The 14,941-nt window shown below is 60.7% G+C and carries 13 protein-coding genes and 1 tRNA gene; 5 read left to right on the forward strand and 9 right to left on the reverse strand.

Features of this window, described 5'->3' with window-relative positions:
- Nucleotides 1-849: a glucose-1-phosphate thymidylyltransferase RfbA gene (gene rfbA, locus ACP8KU_RS10450; protein WP_484483714.1), complete on the forward strand. Its 849-nt coding sequence runs from the start codon at nucleotides 1-3 to the stop codon at nucleotides 847-849.
- Here rfbA and ACP8KU_RS10455 read toward each other — a convergent pair.
- The 3 genes from ACP8KU_RS10455 to ACP8KU_RS10465 are packed head-to-tail and all read right to left on the reverse strand — an operon-like array spanning nucleotide 846 to nucleotide 3,431.
- Complete coding sequence (locus ACP8KU_RS10455) at nucleotides 846-1,460, reverse strand: MBL fold metallo-hydrolase (RefSeq protein WP_239268898.1); 615 nt, start codon at nucleotides 1,458-1,460, stop codon at nucleotides 846-848. The genes rfbA and ACP8KU_RS10455 overlap by 4 nt on opposite strands.
- The gene (locus tag ACP8KU_RS10460; RefSeq protein WP_484483715.1) at nucleotides 1,460-2,560 is read right to left on the reverse strand and encodes an S-(hydroxymethyl)mycothiol dehydrogenase; all 1,101 of its coding nucleotides are present in this window, start codon (nucleotides 2,558-2,560) and stop codon (nucleotides 1,460-1,462) included. The genes ACP8KU_RS10455 and ACP8KU_RS10460 overlap by 1 nt, the downstream gene beginning before the upstream one ends.
- 52 nt (nucleotides 2,561-2,612) lie before the next feature.
- On the reverse strand, nucleotides 2,613-3,431 hold the full coding sequence (locus ACP8KU_RS10465) for a GDSL-type esterase/lipase family protein (RefSeq protein WP_484483716.1): 819 nt from the start codon (nucleotides 3,429-3,431) through the stop codon (nucleotides 2,613-2,615).
- Between the two features lie 152 nt (nucleotides 3,432-3,583).
- On the opposite strand from ACP8KU_RS10465, the gene ACP8KU_RS10470 reads away from it, so the two are divergent.
- Nucleotides 3,584-5,206 (forward strand): AMP-binding protein, encoded by a 1,623-nt coding sequence (locus ACP8KU_RS10470; RefSeq protein WP_484483717.1) that lies wholly within the window; start codon nucleotides 3,584-3,586, stop codon nucleotides 5,204-5,206.
- Here ACP8KU_RS10470 and ACP8KU_RS10475 read toward each other — a convergent pair.
- From ACP8KU_RS10475 to ACP8KU_RS10485, 3 genes are all read right to left on the reverse strand, one after another.
- Nucleotides 5,190-5,531 carry a hypothetical protein gene (locus ACP8KU_RS10475; RefSeq protein WP_484483718.1) on the reverse strand — a complete coding sequence of 114 codons (342 nt, stop codon included), beginning with the start codon at nucleotides 5,529-5,531 and terminating at the stop codon, nucleotides 5,190-5,192. The two genes, ACP8KU_RS10470 and ACP8KU_RS10475, sit on opposite strands and share 17 nt — an antisense overlap.
- Nucleotides 5,532-5,754: 223 nt before the next feature.
- A tRNA-Thr gene (locus ACP8KU_RS10480) sits at nucleotides 5,755-5,830 on the reverse strand.
- 141 nt (nucleotides 5,831-5,971) lie between these two features.
- A complete protein-coding gene (locus ACP8KU_RS10485) occupies nucleotides 5,972-7,171 on the reverse strand; it encodes a DNA polymerase III subunit delta' (protein ID WP_484483719.1) in 1,200 nt (399 codons plus the stop codon).
- 37 nt (nucleotides 7,172-7,208) lie between these two features.
- Between ACP8KU_RS10485 and ACP8KU_RS10490 the strand changes: the two genes are divergently transcribed.
- Together ACP8KU_RS10490 and ACP8KU_RS10495 are read left to right on the forward strand one after the other, a co-directional pair.
- The gene (locus tag ACP8KU_RS10490; RefSeq protein ID WP_034666788.1) at nucleotides 7,209-8,741 is read left to right on the forward strand and encodes an adenylate/guanylate cyclase domain-containing protein; all 1,533 of its coding nucleotides are present in this window, start codon (nucleotides 7,209-7,211) and stop codon (nucleotides 8,739-8,741) included.
- A complete protein-coding gene (locus ACP8KU_RS10495) occupies nucleotides 8,741-9,949 on the forward strand; it encodes a DUF418 domain-containing protein (RefSeq protein WP_484483720.1) in 1,209 nt (402 codons plus the stop codon). The genes ACP8KU_RS10490 and ACP8KU_RS10495 overlap by 1 nt, the downstream gene beginning before the upstream one ends.
- Nucleotides 9,950-9,957: 8 nt before the next feature.
- Here ACP8KU_RS10495 and ACP8KU_RS10500 read toward each other — a convergent pair whose 3' ends face one another.
- On the reverse strand, nucleotides 9,958-10,716 hold the full coding sequence (locus tag ACP8KU_RS10500) for a hypothetical protein (RefSeq protein WP_484483721.1): 759 nt from the start codon (nucleotides 10,714-10,716) through the stop codon (nucleotides 9,958-9,960).
- A gap of 26 nt (nucleotides 10,717-10,742) precedes the next feature.
- The gene (gene topA, locus ACP8KU_RS10505) at nucleotides 10,743-13,742 is read right to left on the reverse strand and encodes a type I DNA topoisomerase (protein WP_484483722.1); all 3,000 of its coding nucleotides are present in this window, start codon (nucleotides 13,740-13,742) and stop codon (nucleotides 10,743-10,745) included.
- Between the two features lie 246 nt (nucleotides 13,743-13,988).
- Here topA and ACP8KU_RS10510 point away from each other — a divergent pair, with 246 nt between their 5' ends.
- Nucleotides 13,989-14,627 (forward strand): DedA family protein, encoded by a 639-nt coding sequence (locus tag ACP8KU_RS10510; protein WP_023016600.1) that lies wholly within the window; start codon nucleotides 13,989-13,991, stop codon nucleotides 14,625-14,627.
- A gap of 15 nt (nucleotides 14,628-14,642) precedes the next feature.
- On the opposite strand, the gene ACP8KU_RS10515 is transcribed toward ACP8KU_RS10510, so the two are convergent.
- Nucleotides 14,643-14,846, reverse strand: a complete 204-nt coding sequence (locus ACP8KU_RS10515; RefSeq protein ID WP_005276524.1) for a cold-shock protein — start codon at nucleotides 14,844-14,846, stop codon at nucleotides 14,643-14,645.
- Nucleotides 14,847-14,941: the final 95 nt, after the last annotated feature.

Below are 14,941 nucleotides of genomic sequence, written 5' to 3' on the forward strand. Positions count from 1 at the left end.
ATGAAAGGCATAATCCTTGCCGGTGGATCCGGAACGCGGCTTTATCCCATTACTAAGGGCATCTCTAAGCAGCTCATGCCCATCTATGACAAGCCGATGATCTACTACCCGTTGACCACGCTCATCCAGGCGGGCATTCGGGAGATCCTCATCATCACCACCCCAGAGGACGCCGGGGCCTTTCAAAGGCTCTTCGGGGATGGATCCCAGCTCGGGTTGATGATCGATTACGCCGTGCAGCACCGGCCCGAAGGGTTGGCGCAGGCTTTTTTGATTGGGGAGGATTTCATTGGTGATGACAGCGTTGCGCTGGTCCTGGGCGATAATATCTTCCACGGCTTCGGCGGAGAGCTAAGCCAGTGCCGCAATCCAGAGGGCGGTATCATCTTTGCCTATGAAGTATCGGATCCGCAGCGCTACGGAGTCGTCGAATTCGACCACGCCGGCCAAGCGCTCAGCATTGAAGAAAAGCCTGCGGAACCGCGGTCTAATCATGCCGTCGTCGGGCTGTATTTCTACGATAACTCGGTCATCGATATCGCTAAGTCCATCACGCCAAGCGATCGCGGGGAGCTCGAGATTACCTCCATCAACGAGGCCTACCTGCGCCGCGGCGCGCTGAGTGTGCAGCGCCTCCATCGCGGCAGCGTGTGGTTGGATACCGGCACCGTCGATTCCATGAGCGAGGCCGCCGCCTACGTAGAGGTGATGCAGAAGAGGACGGGCATCATCATCGGTTCCCCCGAGGTGGCGGCCTGCGAAGCCGGATTCATCTCCCAGGCGGAGCTGGAAGCACTAGCCCAGCCCCTCCTCAAATCCGGCTACGGAGAGTACTTGCGCGATTATTAGTAGCCGCGCTCGATGTACTCGTCGATGCGCGCCGCTTCCGCTCCCACCGTCGTGGCATCGCCGTGGCCCGGCAAGACCTTCGTATCATCCGGCAGGTTGAATACGACATTGCGCAGGGATTCGATGATGACATCGAAATCCGAGTACTTGCGCCCCGTCGCGCCAGGGCCGCCGTTGAACAGGGTATCGCCAGACAGCAGCGTGCCATCGACGTAGAGGACGACGCAGCCCGGCGAGTGGCCCGGGGTGTGGTAGACGGTGATCTTCTCGCCGTTGATGTCGAACTGTCCGTTATCGGCTAGGTCGATGTAGTGGGCATCGCCATTCGCTTCTCGCCAGAGCATGTCATCGTCCGGGTGCATGTAGACATCCGTGTCGAAGCGCTTCGCCGCCTCCGGCGCGAGCTCGCAGTGATCGTTGTGGCCGTGGGTCAGGATGATGCCCTCAACCTTGCGATCGCCCACCAACTCTGCCACGGCATCGAGGTCGTGGGAAGGGTCGACGATGTAGACGCTGGAGGCATCGCCAAGCACGTAGACGTTATTGTCCACGTCCCATTCGCCGCCGTCCAAGCGGAACTTGCCAGAAGTTACCGTGCTTTCAATCTGCATTAAAATTCCACCACCGAACGTAGTACCTTGCCGTCCTTCATAGTTTGGAAGGCAGACTCGACATCGTCAAGCGCGATGCGCTCAGAAACGAACTTATCCAGCGGGAAGTTGCCGGCCTTGTGCAGGGCAACGTATGCGGGGAAGTCGCGCTCCGGCAAGCAGTCGCCGTACCAAGCCGGCTTGATGGAACCGCCGCGGCCGTAAAGGTCGATGGCCGGGACATCTACGTGGTCGGTCAGGTTAGGCACGCCCACCATCACCATGCGGCCGGCGTGATCGCGGGAGTAGAAGGCCTGGCGCCACGTCGGCTGGATGCCCACCGCGTCGATGGAAACGTCCGTGCCGAAGCCGCCGGTGAGATCGCGCACCGCATCGATGACCTCCTGCTCCGACATGCCCTTCGAGCAAATGGTGTCGGTGGCGCCGAACTCGCGCGCCGTCTCCAGCTTGGACTCGTCGATATCTACGGCGATGATCTTCGCCGCGCCCGCCAGCTTCGCACCGGCAATCGCCGCCACGCCGACGCCGCCGCAACCGAAGATGGCTACGGACTCGCCCAGCTGGATATCGCCGGTATTGACGGAAGCGCCCAAGCCGGCCATGATGCCGCAGCCCAGCAGGCCGGCAGCAGCGGGGTCCATCTCATCCACCTTGGTGCACTGGCCCTCGTGGACCAGGGTCTTCTCCGCGAAAGAACCGATGCCCAGCGCAGGGGTGAGCTCGGTGCCGGCGTCCGGATCATCGTCCGCGAGTGTCATGCGAGCGGACGCGTTGTGGGTATTAAAGCAGTACTTGGGCTCGCCCTTCTTGCAAGCGCGGCACTCGCCGCACACTGCGCGCCAGTTCAGGACGACGAAATCGCCTTCCTCCACGTGGGTAACCGCAGAACCTACGGTCTCCACCACGCCTGCCGCCTCATGGCCCAGCAGGAAGGGGAAGGCATCCTCGATGTCACCATCGCGGTAGGCCAAGTCGGTGTGGCATACACCGCAAGCCTGCACCCGCACGATGACGTCATTGGGGCCGGGATCGGGAACGACGATATTTACGGTCTCAACTTCCGCGCCCTTAGAGCGGGCAATAACAGCTTTTACAGTCATGTCCACAACCATACCTACATTTTCAATATGGCCGCGGTAATGAAAATAGTTGCTAGGAAGCCGCAATCACATTGGCCGCGTGCTCGTGGCCACGCTGGTTCATGTGGATAGGCAAGTTACCCGCGCCCGCCGTAAAGTCCACGAGACCTGCCCACATGCGGTCATTCGCATTAGCGCACATGCCGTTATTGCGGGTCGATGGCTTCATATCCAAAAACTGCACGCCGGTGCGGGCCGCCAAATCAACCTGCATCCACTGCGCCTTGTTTTCGTAGTCCTGAACCATGGGTAGGAAGGTCGAATCCAGCGGCGTCGGGCCAACGTGGACGAGGCAGTAGTGCGGCCCCGAACCGATGGTGGGGTAGCCCACGATCTGGATGCGGGCATTCGGCGCGGCGTGCTTGATCCGCTCAATCTGCGGGGCGGTGCGATCCGTGAATTCCCGGCGAATCTGATCCATATTCAGATCGCGGTGGTTATAGGTGTCATTAAAGCCGGTGGTAATCAGCACGCGCGCGGTATCCGGGGTCAGCGCGCCCGATCCGATGGCGGCATCAACCTGCTGCCAAATCTGCGGGCCGTTCGACATCGACACCGCACCAGAGCAGGAAAAATCGCGCACCGGCAGGCCCATCTTGGCGCCGGCCCGCTTCGCATAGTTGAAAGAGGTGGGGCAGTTTTCCCCAATTACTCGAGAGGGATTGAAGCGGTCCTTCAAGTATTCCCCGCCATTCGGATCCGCCATGACCGAGTCACCAAAGGAAACGAGATTGCGCTCTGCCGCGCTAGCCTGCGGCGCCGCTACCGCCACGCCCACCACCGCAATTGCGGAAGCGACGACCGAAAATGCCTTGAGTTTTAGGGATTTCATTGAGGGACCTTTTCTTCAAACCTTGTAACTTAAGTGTAGATTAGTCACTCCAGTAACATTTTTCGAGTTAGAAGCAACATCATCTTTCCTTCTAACGATATCGATCGTAGTTATATTTTTGTTATCTTCGCCTTTTCGGAGTTATCTCTTTCATGAAATTGTCTGATGTTTCTTTCCACGCGTCCGCGCTCAGCCAGTTCTTCCCTGCCCTCTTCAAATCGGGGCTGATTACCCGGCAAGGCGGGCTGAGCGGGCAGATCAAGCTCCTGCCCAACCTCGCGCGCTACCGCTTCACCACGGCGCGTGAAATCGAGCAGGCCTATTTGACCTGCCCCGATCGCCTCGCGCTTATCGATGACGACGGCACCCTCACCTACCGCCAGCTGCGATCCCACGCGCAGAATTTCGCCCGCTACCTAGAGTCCCTGGAGCTGCCGGAAATCCGGCTCGGCGTCATGGCCCGCAACGGCCGCGGCATCATCATCCCGCTCGGTGCCAAGGGCTACGCTGGTGCCGGGATCTACCTACTCAATGTCGGTTCTTCCCCAGAGCAGTTGGCCGGCTGCATCGAAGAAAATGGCATTAATGTCCTGGTCATCGATGATGAATTCATCGACCGCGTCGATCCCAACCTCGATATCCCGGTCATTATCGCCCACGATACGGGGGCAAGCGATCTACCCACGCTCGATAAGATCGTGAAGAATCCCCTGGATATCGCGCTGCCCGCCTTTCCCAAGCACGGCCCCATCGTGCTGATGTCCTCCGGCACGACCGGCATCCCCAAGGGCATCGTCCGTCCCGAGCCAACGTTGCCGGTCGTCCTCGCCTCCATCGTGGGCAATATCCCGTGGCGCGCCGATCAGCGCGTGCAGATGACGGCCTCCATCTTCCACACCTGGGGGTGGGCCTGCATCAATATCGCGTTGGGGCTGCGCAATACCATCGTTACCCGCCGCGTTTTTGAGCCGGAGCAGGTGCTTGATGATGTCCAACGCTACCGCCTCGACGGCATGCTCTCCTCCCCCATCTTTTTCAAGCGCTTGGTGGATCACGATCCCGAGGGTGCCTTCGATACCTCGAGCCTGAACTTCATCGCCTCTGCCGGCAATGCTCTTACCCCGCAGGTGGTCAAGGACACCAATGCGCGCTTCGGCCCCATCCTGTGCAATGTTTATGGTTCCACGGAGCTGGCGCTTGCCTCAACGGCCACGATGGAACAGGTCGCAGAAAACCCCGACGTAGTGGGCAAGGTGGCCAATGGCACCAAACTGCGCATCCTCGATAAGGAGGGTCACCCCGTCCCCCGCGGCGAGGTGGGCGAAATCTACCTCACCAATTCCACCGCCATGACCGGCTATACCAACCCCAAGCTCAAGCTCAATCGGGTCGATGGGTTGTTGTCGATCGGCGATCTTGGGTACATCGACAAGCAGGGCTTCCTCCACGTCGTGGGTCGGGCCGATGACATGATCATCGTGGGTGGCGAGAATGTCCACCCCCAGTCCGTGACCGAGATACTCGAGGCCATGCCCGGCATCGATGAAGTGCACGCGGGTGGCGTGGAGGATAGCGAGACCTTCAGCCGCATCGCCGTCTGGGCAGTGCCCACTGCCGATGCCGCCGGCCGCGCTCTGACTGCCGATGCCATCCGCGCCTGGGTGCACGATAAGCTCGCCGAGCACTCTGTGCCCCGCGACGTGCACTTCCTATCCAAGCTGCCACGCAATGCCACCGGAAAGGTGGTTCCGCGCCTGCTTAAGCACGGCGACTAAATTTTTCAATGCCCCACCACATCGGTGGGGTAAAGAGCACGGCAATAAGCCAATAAATCAACCAGAAGCTGCCGTCTAGCCCTACCACTGCGATGCTAACTATCAGGATCGCAGCCGTCACCACACTAGCATATACGGATTTTCTTACATTATTATCGGACTGATTCCCAGACTCGGTTTTCGACTTCCCGCTGAGTTTCCGATCAACTGCGCGTATGATGTCGCCGCCAAAGACCAGCGAAAATGCGATATAAAAAGCTGCGAAACCGTGCATGAATCCCGCTTCGCCGTCATTATGCAGAGTGAAAAATGAGAAAATTAACAAGACTATGTCAATAATTGGCGTAGCGATAAAAAATGCCAGTCCAATTCTTGGGGCCTTAACGATGTAGCGGAGAACACCGCCCAGAATAAGGCACGCCCAAAAGAGGATTTCTGCTGCGACGGTAGCAATAAGCAGTGTCTCGTTCCTTCCCTCATCGAGGCCATATGGCCTGCTTCTATTGAAGGAGAGTTTATATTAAGGAAGAACCCCGCACATATAAAAATGGAGCCGCCTGCGAGAATCGAACTCGCGACCTTTTCATTACGAGTGAAATGCTCTACCGACTGAGCTAAGGCGGCGCGCTGCTTAAAGCAGCACTGGCGATTCTATCGCAGGGGTGGCGCGGAAAAGAAATCGGGGCTCAGGCCTGGTTTTTGACGGGCCGGTGTTAAACTCCGGCCCGATACTAGCGACAGTCCCGGTACTAGGCAGCCCCAGCGCTAGAGGCAGGCCCGCCGCAACCTGCCCACCAAGCCGTCGAAGGCAATCTGCGTGCCCACGTTCTGGGTCAGCTGCTCGCGGCAATAAGAAATGGCGGACTGGCACTCCAAGAGGCCCTCCTCGCTCACCCGCTGCGCCAGCTCGCCAGATAACCCCGCGAAGTCCGGGTGTGTCATCTCCACCTGCGCGCCCACCTTTGTCATCAGCGCGTCGCGGTAGATTCCGGAGAGATCGACGAGCACCAGGTCGAGGTTATCGATGACCCGTCGCTTCGCCCGCTTCTTGTGCTGTTCCTGTAAGTCCTTGATGGCGGAGCGGGCATCGCGCTGCGCCTTCGCCGCGCCCTTGCCCTTCGCGCCCACGCCAAAGGTATTTTCCAGCTTGGCCAGCTCCGCTTCTTCTTCCTCCTTGTGCGATTCCTTCGCCTCCGCATCCACCAGCTTAAGAAGCGAGGTCACCGCCTGAAAGCCCTGGGATTCGTGGAAGATGTCCTCGGCCAGGTTGATGGCCACCGCGCGGCGCTTTTGCACCGTAGGATCCGCCACCAAGTGGCGCGCCCTGCCCACGTGGCGCAGGGAAGTCACGGCGGCGAGGCGGGCATCGTGATCCGAGGCGCCTTCGCTGACCAACTGTGCAACGATATTGTCCACCGACGGCGAGGGGATGTACAGGTGCTGGCAGCGCGAGCGGAGGGTTTGGGAGAAGTCCTCGGGGGCATCGGAAGGCGCGCACATGATAATCACGGTGCGCTCCGGCGGCTCCTCCACCGTCTTGAGCAGCGCGTTGGCGCCGTTATTGTTGAGGCGATCCGCGTTATTGAAGATCACGACGCGCCACGGGGCAACCGTGGGCAGGCTCGCGGCGCGCCCAATGACCTCGCGCACCGTATCCACCGGGATAATGACCTCCTGCGGGTCCACCAAGACTAGGTCCGTGTGCTGCTTAGTGCCCAGCACGGCGCGGCAGGCCTCGCATTTTCCGCAGCCCGGTTCCTCCGGATCCGTGCACATGAGCGCGGCCGCGAAATCGATTGCGGCCAAGGAACGCCCGGAACCAGGAGGGCCGGTAAAGAGCCAGGAATGGCTCATCGCCCGCGGATCTGCCCCCGGCATCCCCCGCGCCGCCCGCGCGGCACCCAAGATAGTGCGGGCCACACCTGGGGTATCTGCCAATCGTTGCGCAACGCTTCCCGTATTCACTCGCTCTAGCCTACTGGTCTTACTACAGTAAGTAGTTATGAACAGACTATTGCGTGGCGCTCGTTGGCTTATGGGAACCCAATGGCCGGTATACGCTGCCTTGGTCTTGGGCGCCAATCTCATCGGCGCCATCGCGATCATGACCTTCATCCTCTATTTCCTGCCCATGCCGGAAATCGAGGACTTTGCCGCCGAGCTACCCAACTTGAAGGGCGTGGCGGCGGTCTACCTCATCTTTGCCGTCATCATCGGCATCGCCGCTACCCTGCTGCTCTTCCGCCCCGTGCTGGACTGGCAGCGCAATCCCGATGCACACGATCCAAATATGGTGCGCACCCTCGTGCTGCGCATCCCCGTGTACCAATCCCTAGTCGCGGCCGCGGTCTGGCTCATCGGCATCATCTTGACGGTGGCTATCTCCAGCGGGCAATCCGGGCGGCTCGGGCTCGTCGTGGGCATCTCCACCACCCTGGCGGGCCTGGTGGTCATCATCTTGACCTACCTGCAGGCAGAGCGCCTCGTGCGTCCCGTCGCCGCGCAAGCCGTCGCTCGCCGCTTTGAAGATTCCACCGTCGAACCGCCCATCAAGTATCGCCTGTTTTCCACCTGGCTGATGACCTCCGGCGTGCCGCTGCTCGGCATCGTGCTGGTGCTGTTGGGGCAGCACACCGGGCTTTTCTCCGGCGATGCCAGCGAGATCATCCCGGCCATCGTGGCGCTGGCACTCACCGCGCTGGCCACCGGGTTTATCGGCACCAGCTTCGCCATCATGAGCGTGGTCGATCCCATCGTGGAGCTGCAGGATGCCATCAACCGCGTGCGCCGCGGCGAGTCCGATGCCGAGGTCGATATCTACGATGGATCCGAACTCGGCGTCCTGCAGGCAGGTTTCAATGAGATGATGCGCGGGCTGCGCGAGCGCCAGCGCGTCCGCGATATCTTCGGCCGCTACGTGGGCACCGAGGTGGCCCAGCGCGCCCTTGATGAGCGCCCCGAATTGGGCGGCGAGGACCGGAAGGTCGCGGTGCTGTTTATCGATGTCATCGGTTCCACCACCTTCGCGGTCAACCACTCGCCCGAAGAAGTGGTCACGGAGCTCAATAAATTCTTCGAGCACGTCGTGACCGTGGTGCACCGCAATAAGGGCATCATCAATAAGTTCCAGGGCGATGCCGCCCTCGCCGTCTTTGGCGCACCGCTCAACGTCTATGACTCGACTTCGATGGCCCTTCAGGCCGCCCGCGAGCTGCGCGGCGAATTGCGCGGGCTCGAGCTGCAGGCCGGCATCGGCGTCGCCTCTGGCCATGTGGTGGCAGGGCACATCGGCGGCGCGGATCGCTTCGAGTACACTGTCATCGGCGATGCCGTCAACGAGGCCGCCCGCCTGACCGAAATGGCCAAGGACACCCCCGGCCAGGTTCTGACCAATGCTGCTACATTAAAGACCGCCAACGAGGCCGAACAGGCCCGCTGGACCGTCATGAAATCCATCGAGCTGCGCGGGCGCCGCCGCATGACCCAGTTGGCGCGCCCCATCCGCGCCAGCCTGGCAGAAAGGTGCGAAATCTAATGGCAAGCACCCGCCTCATCGTGCCCGACGCGGCGCGCGGAATGGCGCTTTTAGGAATCGCGATAGCGAATATGACCACCGCGTGGATCATCACCGAGGATCGCCCGGGCGCGTATTTCGGCGGCATCCTCAATGACAGCGTGCTGGATAAAATCGCCGTCGTCTTCGGCGCTTTCTTCGTGCACAACCGCGGCCTACCCATGTTTTCGACCCTGCTGGGCTTCGGCGTGGGGCTTATTGCGATGAGCCTGTGGCGGCGGGGATTTCCGCTGGGGGAGGCAAGGAGGGTCATCGCCAAGCGCTATGGCTTCCTCGCGCTGTTGGGCGCGGTGCACATGGTGCTGCTGTTTTGGGGCGATATCATGTTTGTCTACGGCATAGCGGGCATAGTCATTGCCCTGCTGCTCACGCTGCACAATTCTACGCTGCGCAAGATTTCTCATATCGCGCTCGGGGTGCTGACGGTGCTCGGCATCGCCACGTTTATTTTCTCCGCGATTGACGGCGGGCTCGATATCCCCGTCGATGCCATTGGTACGGTAAATTCCTACGGTGACCTGCTGCTCAGCCAGCTTCTCACCCTGGGCGCGCAGATCATCTCCGCCCCGCTTATCGTGCTGATGTACCTGCCGGTCATGCTGGTGGGCTTTGTGTGGGCGCGCGAGGGCGTGCTTGCCGATGTCCCCTCTCACCGCCCCCAACTCCTGCGCTGGGTGGCCATCGCCGCCGCCGTAACGCTGGTCATTGGCACGCTGTGGTCCTTAGGCACCCTCGGGGTCATTGATGAGCGCTGGGCGAACGCCGCCAGTAGCGCCAATTCCACCCTCGGCGTGCTAACCGGGCCGGGGATCCTCGCCGGGCTCGCGCTTATCCTGCAGCCCGTGCAAGAACGCCTTGCCGCCGGTACCTCCGTGCCCGCGCTCTTGTGGCCCTTCGTCGCGCTGGGCAAGCGATCCATGAGCGGTTATGTGGGCCAGTCGATACTGTTTTTCCTTATCGTGCATCCCTTCACGTTGGACTACGGCCACGAGCTAGGCGCCTTCGGCCAAGCCGCCCTCGCTTGCGGCGTGTGGCTGGTGACCGTAATCGGCGCCTGCCTGCTCGAAGCGCTGGGCCTGCGCGGGCCCTTCGAGGTGGTGCACCGCCGGCTATCTTATGGGCCGAGCATGCAGCCGGAGCGGAGCTTACCCAGTCAGGACCTTACCTAGTCAGGATCTTACCTAGTCAGGGCATCGACTAGCAGGAAGTGCCCCAAGGCAAAGGCGCCGGCCTCCGCCGCACCCACCGCCCGGGCCGCCTTCGTGGGCTTGGCCTGTTTCTTGTTTTTCTTCAGTATCCGCATCTTCTGCTGAGACTCAGCAAAAAACAGCCACGCCCGCAGCGCAGTCAGGCCTTCCGCCGCGACCAAGAGATTGGCGCCGTGGCTCAAGCCCTTCGTCGCATCGGTGCGCAGGCGCGGATCGCCCGCCAGCGCCGAGGTGGTCAGCACCGCCGCGCCGCCCACCGCTACCGCGGTCCGGGTGGGCTGCTTGCGCGTGGCGAGGAGCGCCGCCGCCCACGCCATGGCGCGCAGGCCCCACCCGCGGGCATCGTTGCGCGCGCCGCGCCGATAAAGCACCCAAGAATATGCCGCGTGGCTAGCGCTAACGCCGGCTACCCCAAGGAAAGAGGGGTGATGCAAGCGGCGCGATTTTTCCGCCTGCCCCACCGCGCCGGCCAACAAGGCGGGGCTCAGGGTGGGGTCCTGCGCCTCCGCCGCCAAAAGCGGCAGAAGCGGCGCGCTCGTGACGGCGTGGGCCTTCTTCCAGCCAAAGAGGCGGGACCACACCGTGGACTCGCCTAGCGCTAGGTACGCGAAACGCCGCCAGCCCCGCGGCGTGCGCCGGGCTGGGTCGGTGACATCAGCAAAAGTTTCAGACACCGCGCGGGTCAAGGCCGCGGTGCCTTCCTCGGTGCGGGCAAGAAAATCATTCATGCCCGCCACCTTACTTATTTCCGCGCTTATTTCTTCCGCGAGCCGGCCTTCACCACGTTCTTCGTGCCGGGCGAAGGCTTCGAGCTGGATTTCTTCGTGCCCTTCTTAGTGGCCTTCTTGCTGGACTTCTTTGTTGCCTTCTTCGTCGATTTCTTGGTCGACTTCTTTGTGCTCTTCTTAGAAGACTTCTTCGTGGACTTCTTCTTCGTCTCCCCAGAGGCCTCTTTGGCGCGGCGCTCGGAAAGGAGCTCGTTGGCGCGGGCATCGGTAAGCTGCTCCGGATCGTCGCCGCGGCGCAGGGACGCATTGGTGGTGCCGTCCGTAACGTACGGGCCGAAGCGGCCATCCTTAACGGTCATAGGCTTGCCCGAAACGTCATTATCGCCGAGCTGCTTCAGCGGCGGCTGTGCGGCCGCGCGGCCACGACGCTTCGGCTCCGCATAGATGCGGCGCGCCTCATCCAAGGTGATGCTAAAGATCTGCTCTTCCTTAGCCAGCGAGCGCGAATCCGTGCCCTTCTTCAGGTACGGGCCGTAACGGCCGTTTTGGGCGGTGATCATCTCCCCGTCGTCCACGCCCACCTCGCGCGGCAGGGATAGCAGCTCAAGGGCCTGTTCCAGCGTGACGGTCAGCGGCTCCATCGAGCTAAAAAGCGAGGCCGTGCCCGGCTTCAGCTTCTCATCAATGTAGTCATTGATGCGCTTTTCCTTTTGCTTCGCGGCTGTCTTGGTCTCCCAATTCTTGGCGCGCTTGCCTTCCTCGGCGCGCTGTTTATCCTCTTCGGCGCGCTCCTTCGCGACGATCTCCAAGGCCTCCGCCTCGGCCTTTTCCCGCTCATCATCGCGGACGACCTCGGTGACATAGGGGCCAAAGCGGCCTTCCTTAGCCACCACCATGCGGCCGTTTTCAGGGTTTTCGCCCAGCTGGCGCCCGCCCTGCGAGGTAGCAAAGAGCTTTTCCGCCAGCTGTTCATTCAGCCCATCCGGGGTCACCGTCTCCGAGAGGTTGGCGCGCTGGTATTCCACGCTGCCGTCCTCATTGGTGCCGATCGCGCGCTCGATATAAGGCCCGTAGCGGCCGACGCGCACGAAGACCTCGCGGCCCTCAGAATCGGTATAGAGCTTCAGCGAGTTGACCTTGCGGGCATCGATGGCCTCGAGGTTGACATCGATAAGCGATTTTAGCCCGCCGTGCCGCGCAATAGAGGCCGCCTTGTGCTCGTTGGCCTCAGCGTTGCCAAAGTAAAAGCCGTTGAGCCAGTCCGTGCCATCCTCCGTGCCGGTGGCAATCGAGTCCAGCTCATCTTCCATGGACGAGGTGAAGTCATAATCCACCAGCTCGGTGAAGTTTTCCTCCAAGAGGCCCACCACGGCAAAAGCAACCCACGAAGGTACTAGGGCGTTGCCGCGCGAGACCACGTAGCCGCGGTCCTGGATGGTCTTGATGATAGAGGCATACGTCGACGGGCGCCCGATGCCCAAGTCCTCCATCTTTTTCACCAGGCTGGCCTCTGTATAGCGCGCCGGCGGGTTGGTGGAGTGGCCTTCTGCCGAGACCTCTTCGGCCTTCAGATCGCGGCCTTGCTCCAGGTGCGGCAGGCGGTTCTCGCTCTTCTTGCTCGTATCCTCGTCGGCGCCGTAAGCCTTCAAGAAACCCGGGAAGGTAATGGTGCGGCCGGTTGCAGAGAACTCGACGTCATAGGTGCCGTTATCCGTGGTCGCGGTGCCGGCGACCGCCACCTTCATGGAGGTGCCCTTGGCATCGGCCATCTGCGAGGCCACGGTGCGCTTCCAAATCAGGTCATAAAGCTTAAATTCCTCCGCATCCAGCTGGCTAGACAGCTGGCCTGGGGTGGCAAAGGACTCGCCGGCGGGGCGGATCGCCTCGTGCGCCTCCTGCGAGTTTTTGACGCGGCGGTCATAAACGCGCGGGGAATCCGAGACGTATTCTTCGCCATAAATGCTGGTAGCGGAGCTACGCGCGGCGTTCAAGCCCTGTTTGGACAGCGAAGAGGAATCCGTACGCATATACGTAATGTGGCCGTTTTCGTAAAGGCGCTGTGCAATGCGCATCGTGCGTTCAGAGGTAAAGTGCAGGCGCCGGCCCGCCTCCTGCTGCAGCGTCGAGGTCATAAACGGCGCATAAGGCTTGCGGGTATAGGGCTTGTGCTCTACCCCGGCTACTGTCATGCCCGCGCCCTGCAGGGCCTTTTCCAGGGCCTCCGCCTGCGGCTGGGTAATGACGATGACGTCCTTGGTCTTCACGTTTCCGCGATCGTCGAAATCGCGGCCCACAGCCACGCGCTTGCCATTAACAGCGGTCAGGCGCGCGTCAAAGGCGGACGGGCCCTCGCCGCTGCCGCTACTGGTACCCGCGTCCAGGGTGGCGAGCAAATCCCAGTAATCGGCGGAGATAAACGCCATGCGTTCGCGCTCGCGCTCGACGATGACCCGCGTGGCCACCGACTGCACGCGCCCGGCCGAAAGGCGCGGCATGACCTTCTTCCACAACACCGGGGAGACTTCGTAGCCGTAGAGGCGGTCGAGGATGCGGCGGGTTTCTTGGGCATCGATAAGGTCATAGTCCAAGTCTCGGGTGTTTTCCGCCGCCTCCAAGATGGCGGACTTGGTGATCTCATTAAAGACCATGCGGCGCACCGGCACCTTGGGCTTTAAGACCTCTAACAGGTGCCAAGCAATGGCCTCGCCCTCGCGGTCCGGGTCTGTTGCCAGCAAGAGGCTATCGCACTGCTTCAGCTTGGATTTAAGGTCAGCGACCTTTTTCTTCTTATCCGGGCTAACGACGTAAAGCGGGGCGAAGTCATCTTCCGGGTTAACACCCAAGCGGGCCCAAGATTCCTTCTTGAACTTCGCCGGCACGTCGGCAGCGCCCCGCGGGAGATCGCGGATATGGCCCACGGAGGCCTCCACGATGTAGTTATCTCCCAGGTACGGCTGGATCTTTTTCGCCTTAGTTGCCGACTCCACAATCACTAAAGTTTTGCCCGGCTCGGCCGCTTCTGCCACTTCGACTTCATCCCTTTCGATGATGCGAACATTAAAATTTGTGCGCTTTCAGCAATCGCCCCTAGCGTACACAGGTGGTTTATACCGTTCTTCGCACCATATACTCGGTAACACCAAAAGGCTGTGTAGGGGGCACTTCGCACCCCCACCGAACCGGTCTATACTGACCTTTTTAGAAAGTCCAGCAGCTGTGAAAGCATTGTTGGGGACGATAGCACACCCACAACACACCCCGTGGAGGATTAGATGGTTGACACAGTAACCATGTGGATTGAAGCCATCATGGGCACGGAGTGGGTTTATCCCATCGTGGGCCTGCTCATTTTCGGGGACTGTTTCTTTCCAGTGCTCCCCTCTGAAATCCCGCTGAATATGGTCGGCGCTTGGTCCGGTTCGCAGGGATTTCCGCACCTGCCCACCATGTTCTTTGTGGCGCTGGTAGCAGCCATGTTGGGCGATAACCTGTGCTTTTTGCTGGGCACGCGGTTCATGCCGCTGCTTAACCGCATTCAAAAAGGAACGAAGGCCTACGAGGCCCTCTCCTGGGTAAAACGCAATGTGCGCCGCGGCGGCGGCGCGGCCATTATCATTGCCCGCTTTATCCCCTCAGCCAGGCTCTTTATGACCATTTTGCTGGGGTCAATGCGCTTTCCCTGGCCGGTCTTCCTCTTCTTCGACACCATTGGCGTAATGCTCTGGGTATTCCAGGCCCTAGCCATTGGTTATGTGGGCGGCATGGCGTTTTCCGATACCCCACTATTTGCGATGGTCATCAGCATTATCGCCGCCATCTTCATCGGCTTGGGACTGCAAAAGGCCCAAAACAGCATCATGGAGTGGTGGGATACCCGCCGCGGCTACGCCGAAACGCCCTACGGCGCTTAAAAACCCTAGAGAATTTTAGAGAATGGAAACGGCCTGCGCCTGGTCGCCCTTCGGGCCGGATCCAACCTCGAAGCTGACCTTCTGGTTTTCTTCCAAGGTGCGGAAACCGCTGCCCTGAATCTCGGAGTAGTGCACGAAGATGTCTCCACCGCCGTCCTCGCGCTCGATGAAGCCGTATCCCTTTTCGGAGTTAAACCACTTAACGGTTCCTTGTGTCATGGTGAACTGAGTTCCTTTTCTTAAATAGGTAGCGCGGGACACCGCGCCGGTAGTTATTCGGTAAATGGGTCCTCGAGCAGTACCGTGAAGTATAA

Source organism: Corynebacterium sp. LaCa_282, assembly GCF_057198125.1.

What these genes read in the sequence shown, in the direction of transcription:
- rfbA (WP_484483714.1), top strand. Translation starts at nt 1, where the DNA reads ATGAAAGGCATAATCCTTGCCGGTGGATCCGGAACGCGGCTTTATCCC.
- ACP8KU_RS10455 (WP_239268898.1), bottom strand. Translation starts at nt 1,460, where the DNA reads ATGCAGATTGAAAGCACGGTAACTTCTGGCAAGTTCCGCTTGGACGGC.
- ACP8KU_RS10460 (WP_484483715.1), bottom strand. Translation starts at nt 2,560, where the DNA reads ATGACTGTAAAAGCTGTTATTGCCCGCTCTAAGGGCGCGGAAGTTGAG.
- ACP8KU_RS10465 (WP_484483716.1), bottom strand. Translation starts at nt 3,431, where the DNA reads ATGAAATCCCTAAAACTCAAGGCATTTTCGGTCGTCGCTTCCGCAATT.
- ACP8KU_RS10470 (WP_484483717.1), top strand. Translation starts at nt 3,584, where the DNA reads ATGAAATTGTCTGATGTTTCTTTCCACGCGTCCGCGCTCAGCCAGTTC.
- ACP8KU_RS10490 (WP_034666788.1), top strand. Translation starts at nt 7,209, where the DNA reads ATGAACAGACTATTGCGTGGCGCTCGTTGGCTTATGGGAACCCAATGG.
- ACP8KU_RS10495 (WP_484483720.1), top strand. Translation starts at nt 8,741, where the DNA reads ATGGCAAGCACCCGCCTCATCGTGCCCGACGCGGCGCGCGGAATGGCG.
- ACP8KU_RS10500 (WP_484483721.1), bottom strand. Translation starts at nt 10,716, where the DNA reads ATGAATGATTTTCTTGCCCGCACCGAGGAAGGCACCGCGGCCTTGACC.
- ACP8KU_RS10510 (WP_023016600.1), top strand. Translation starts at nt 13,989, where the DNA reads ATGGTTGACACAGTAACCATGTGGATTGAAGCCATCATGGGCACGGAG.
- ACP8KU_RS10515 (WP_005276524.1), bottom strand. Translation starts at nt 14,846, where the DNA reads ATGACACAAGGAACCGTTAAGTGGTTTAACTCCGAAAAGGGATACGGC.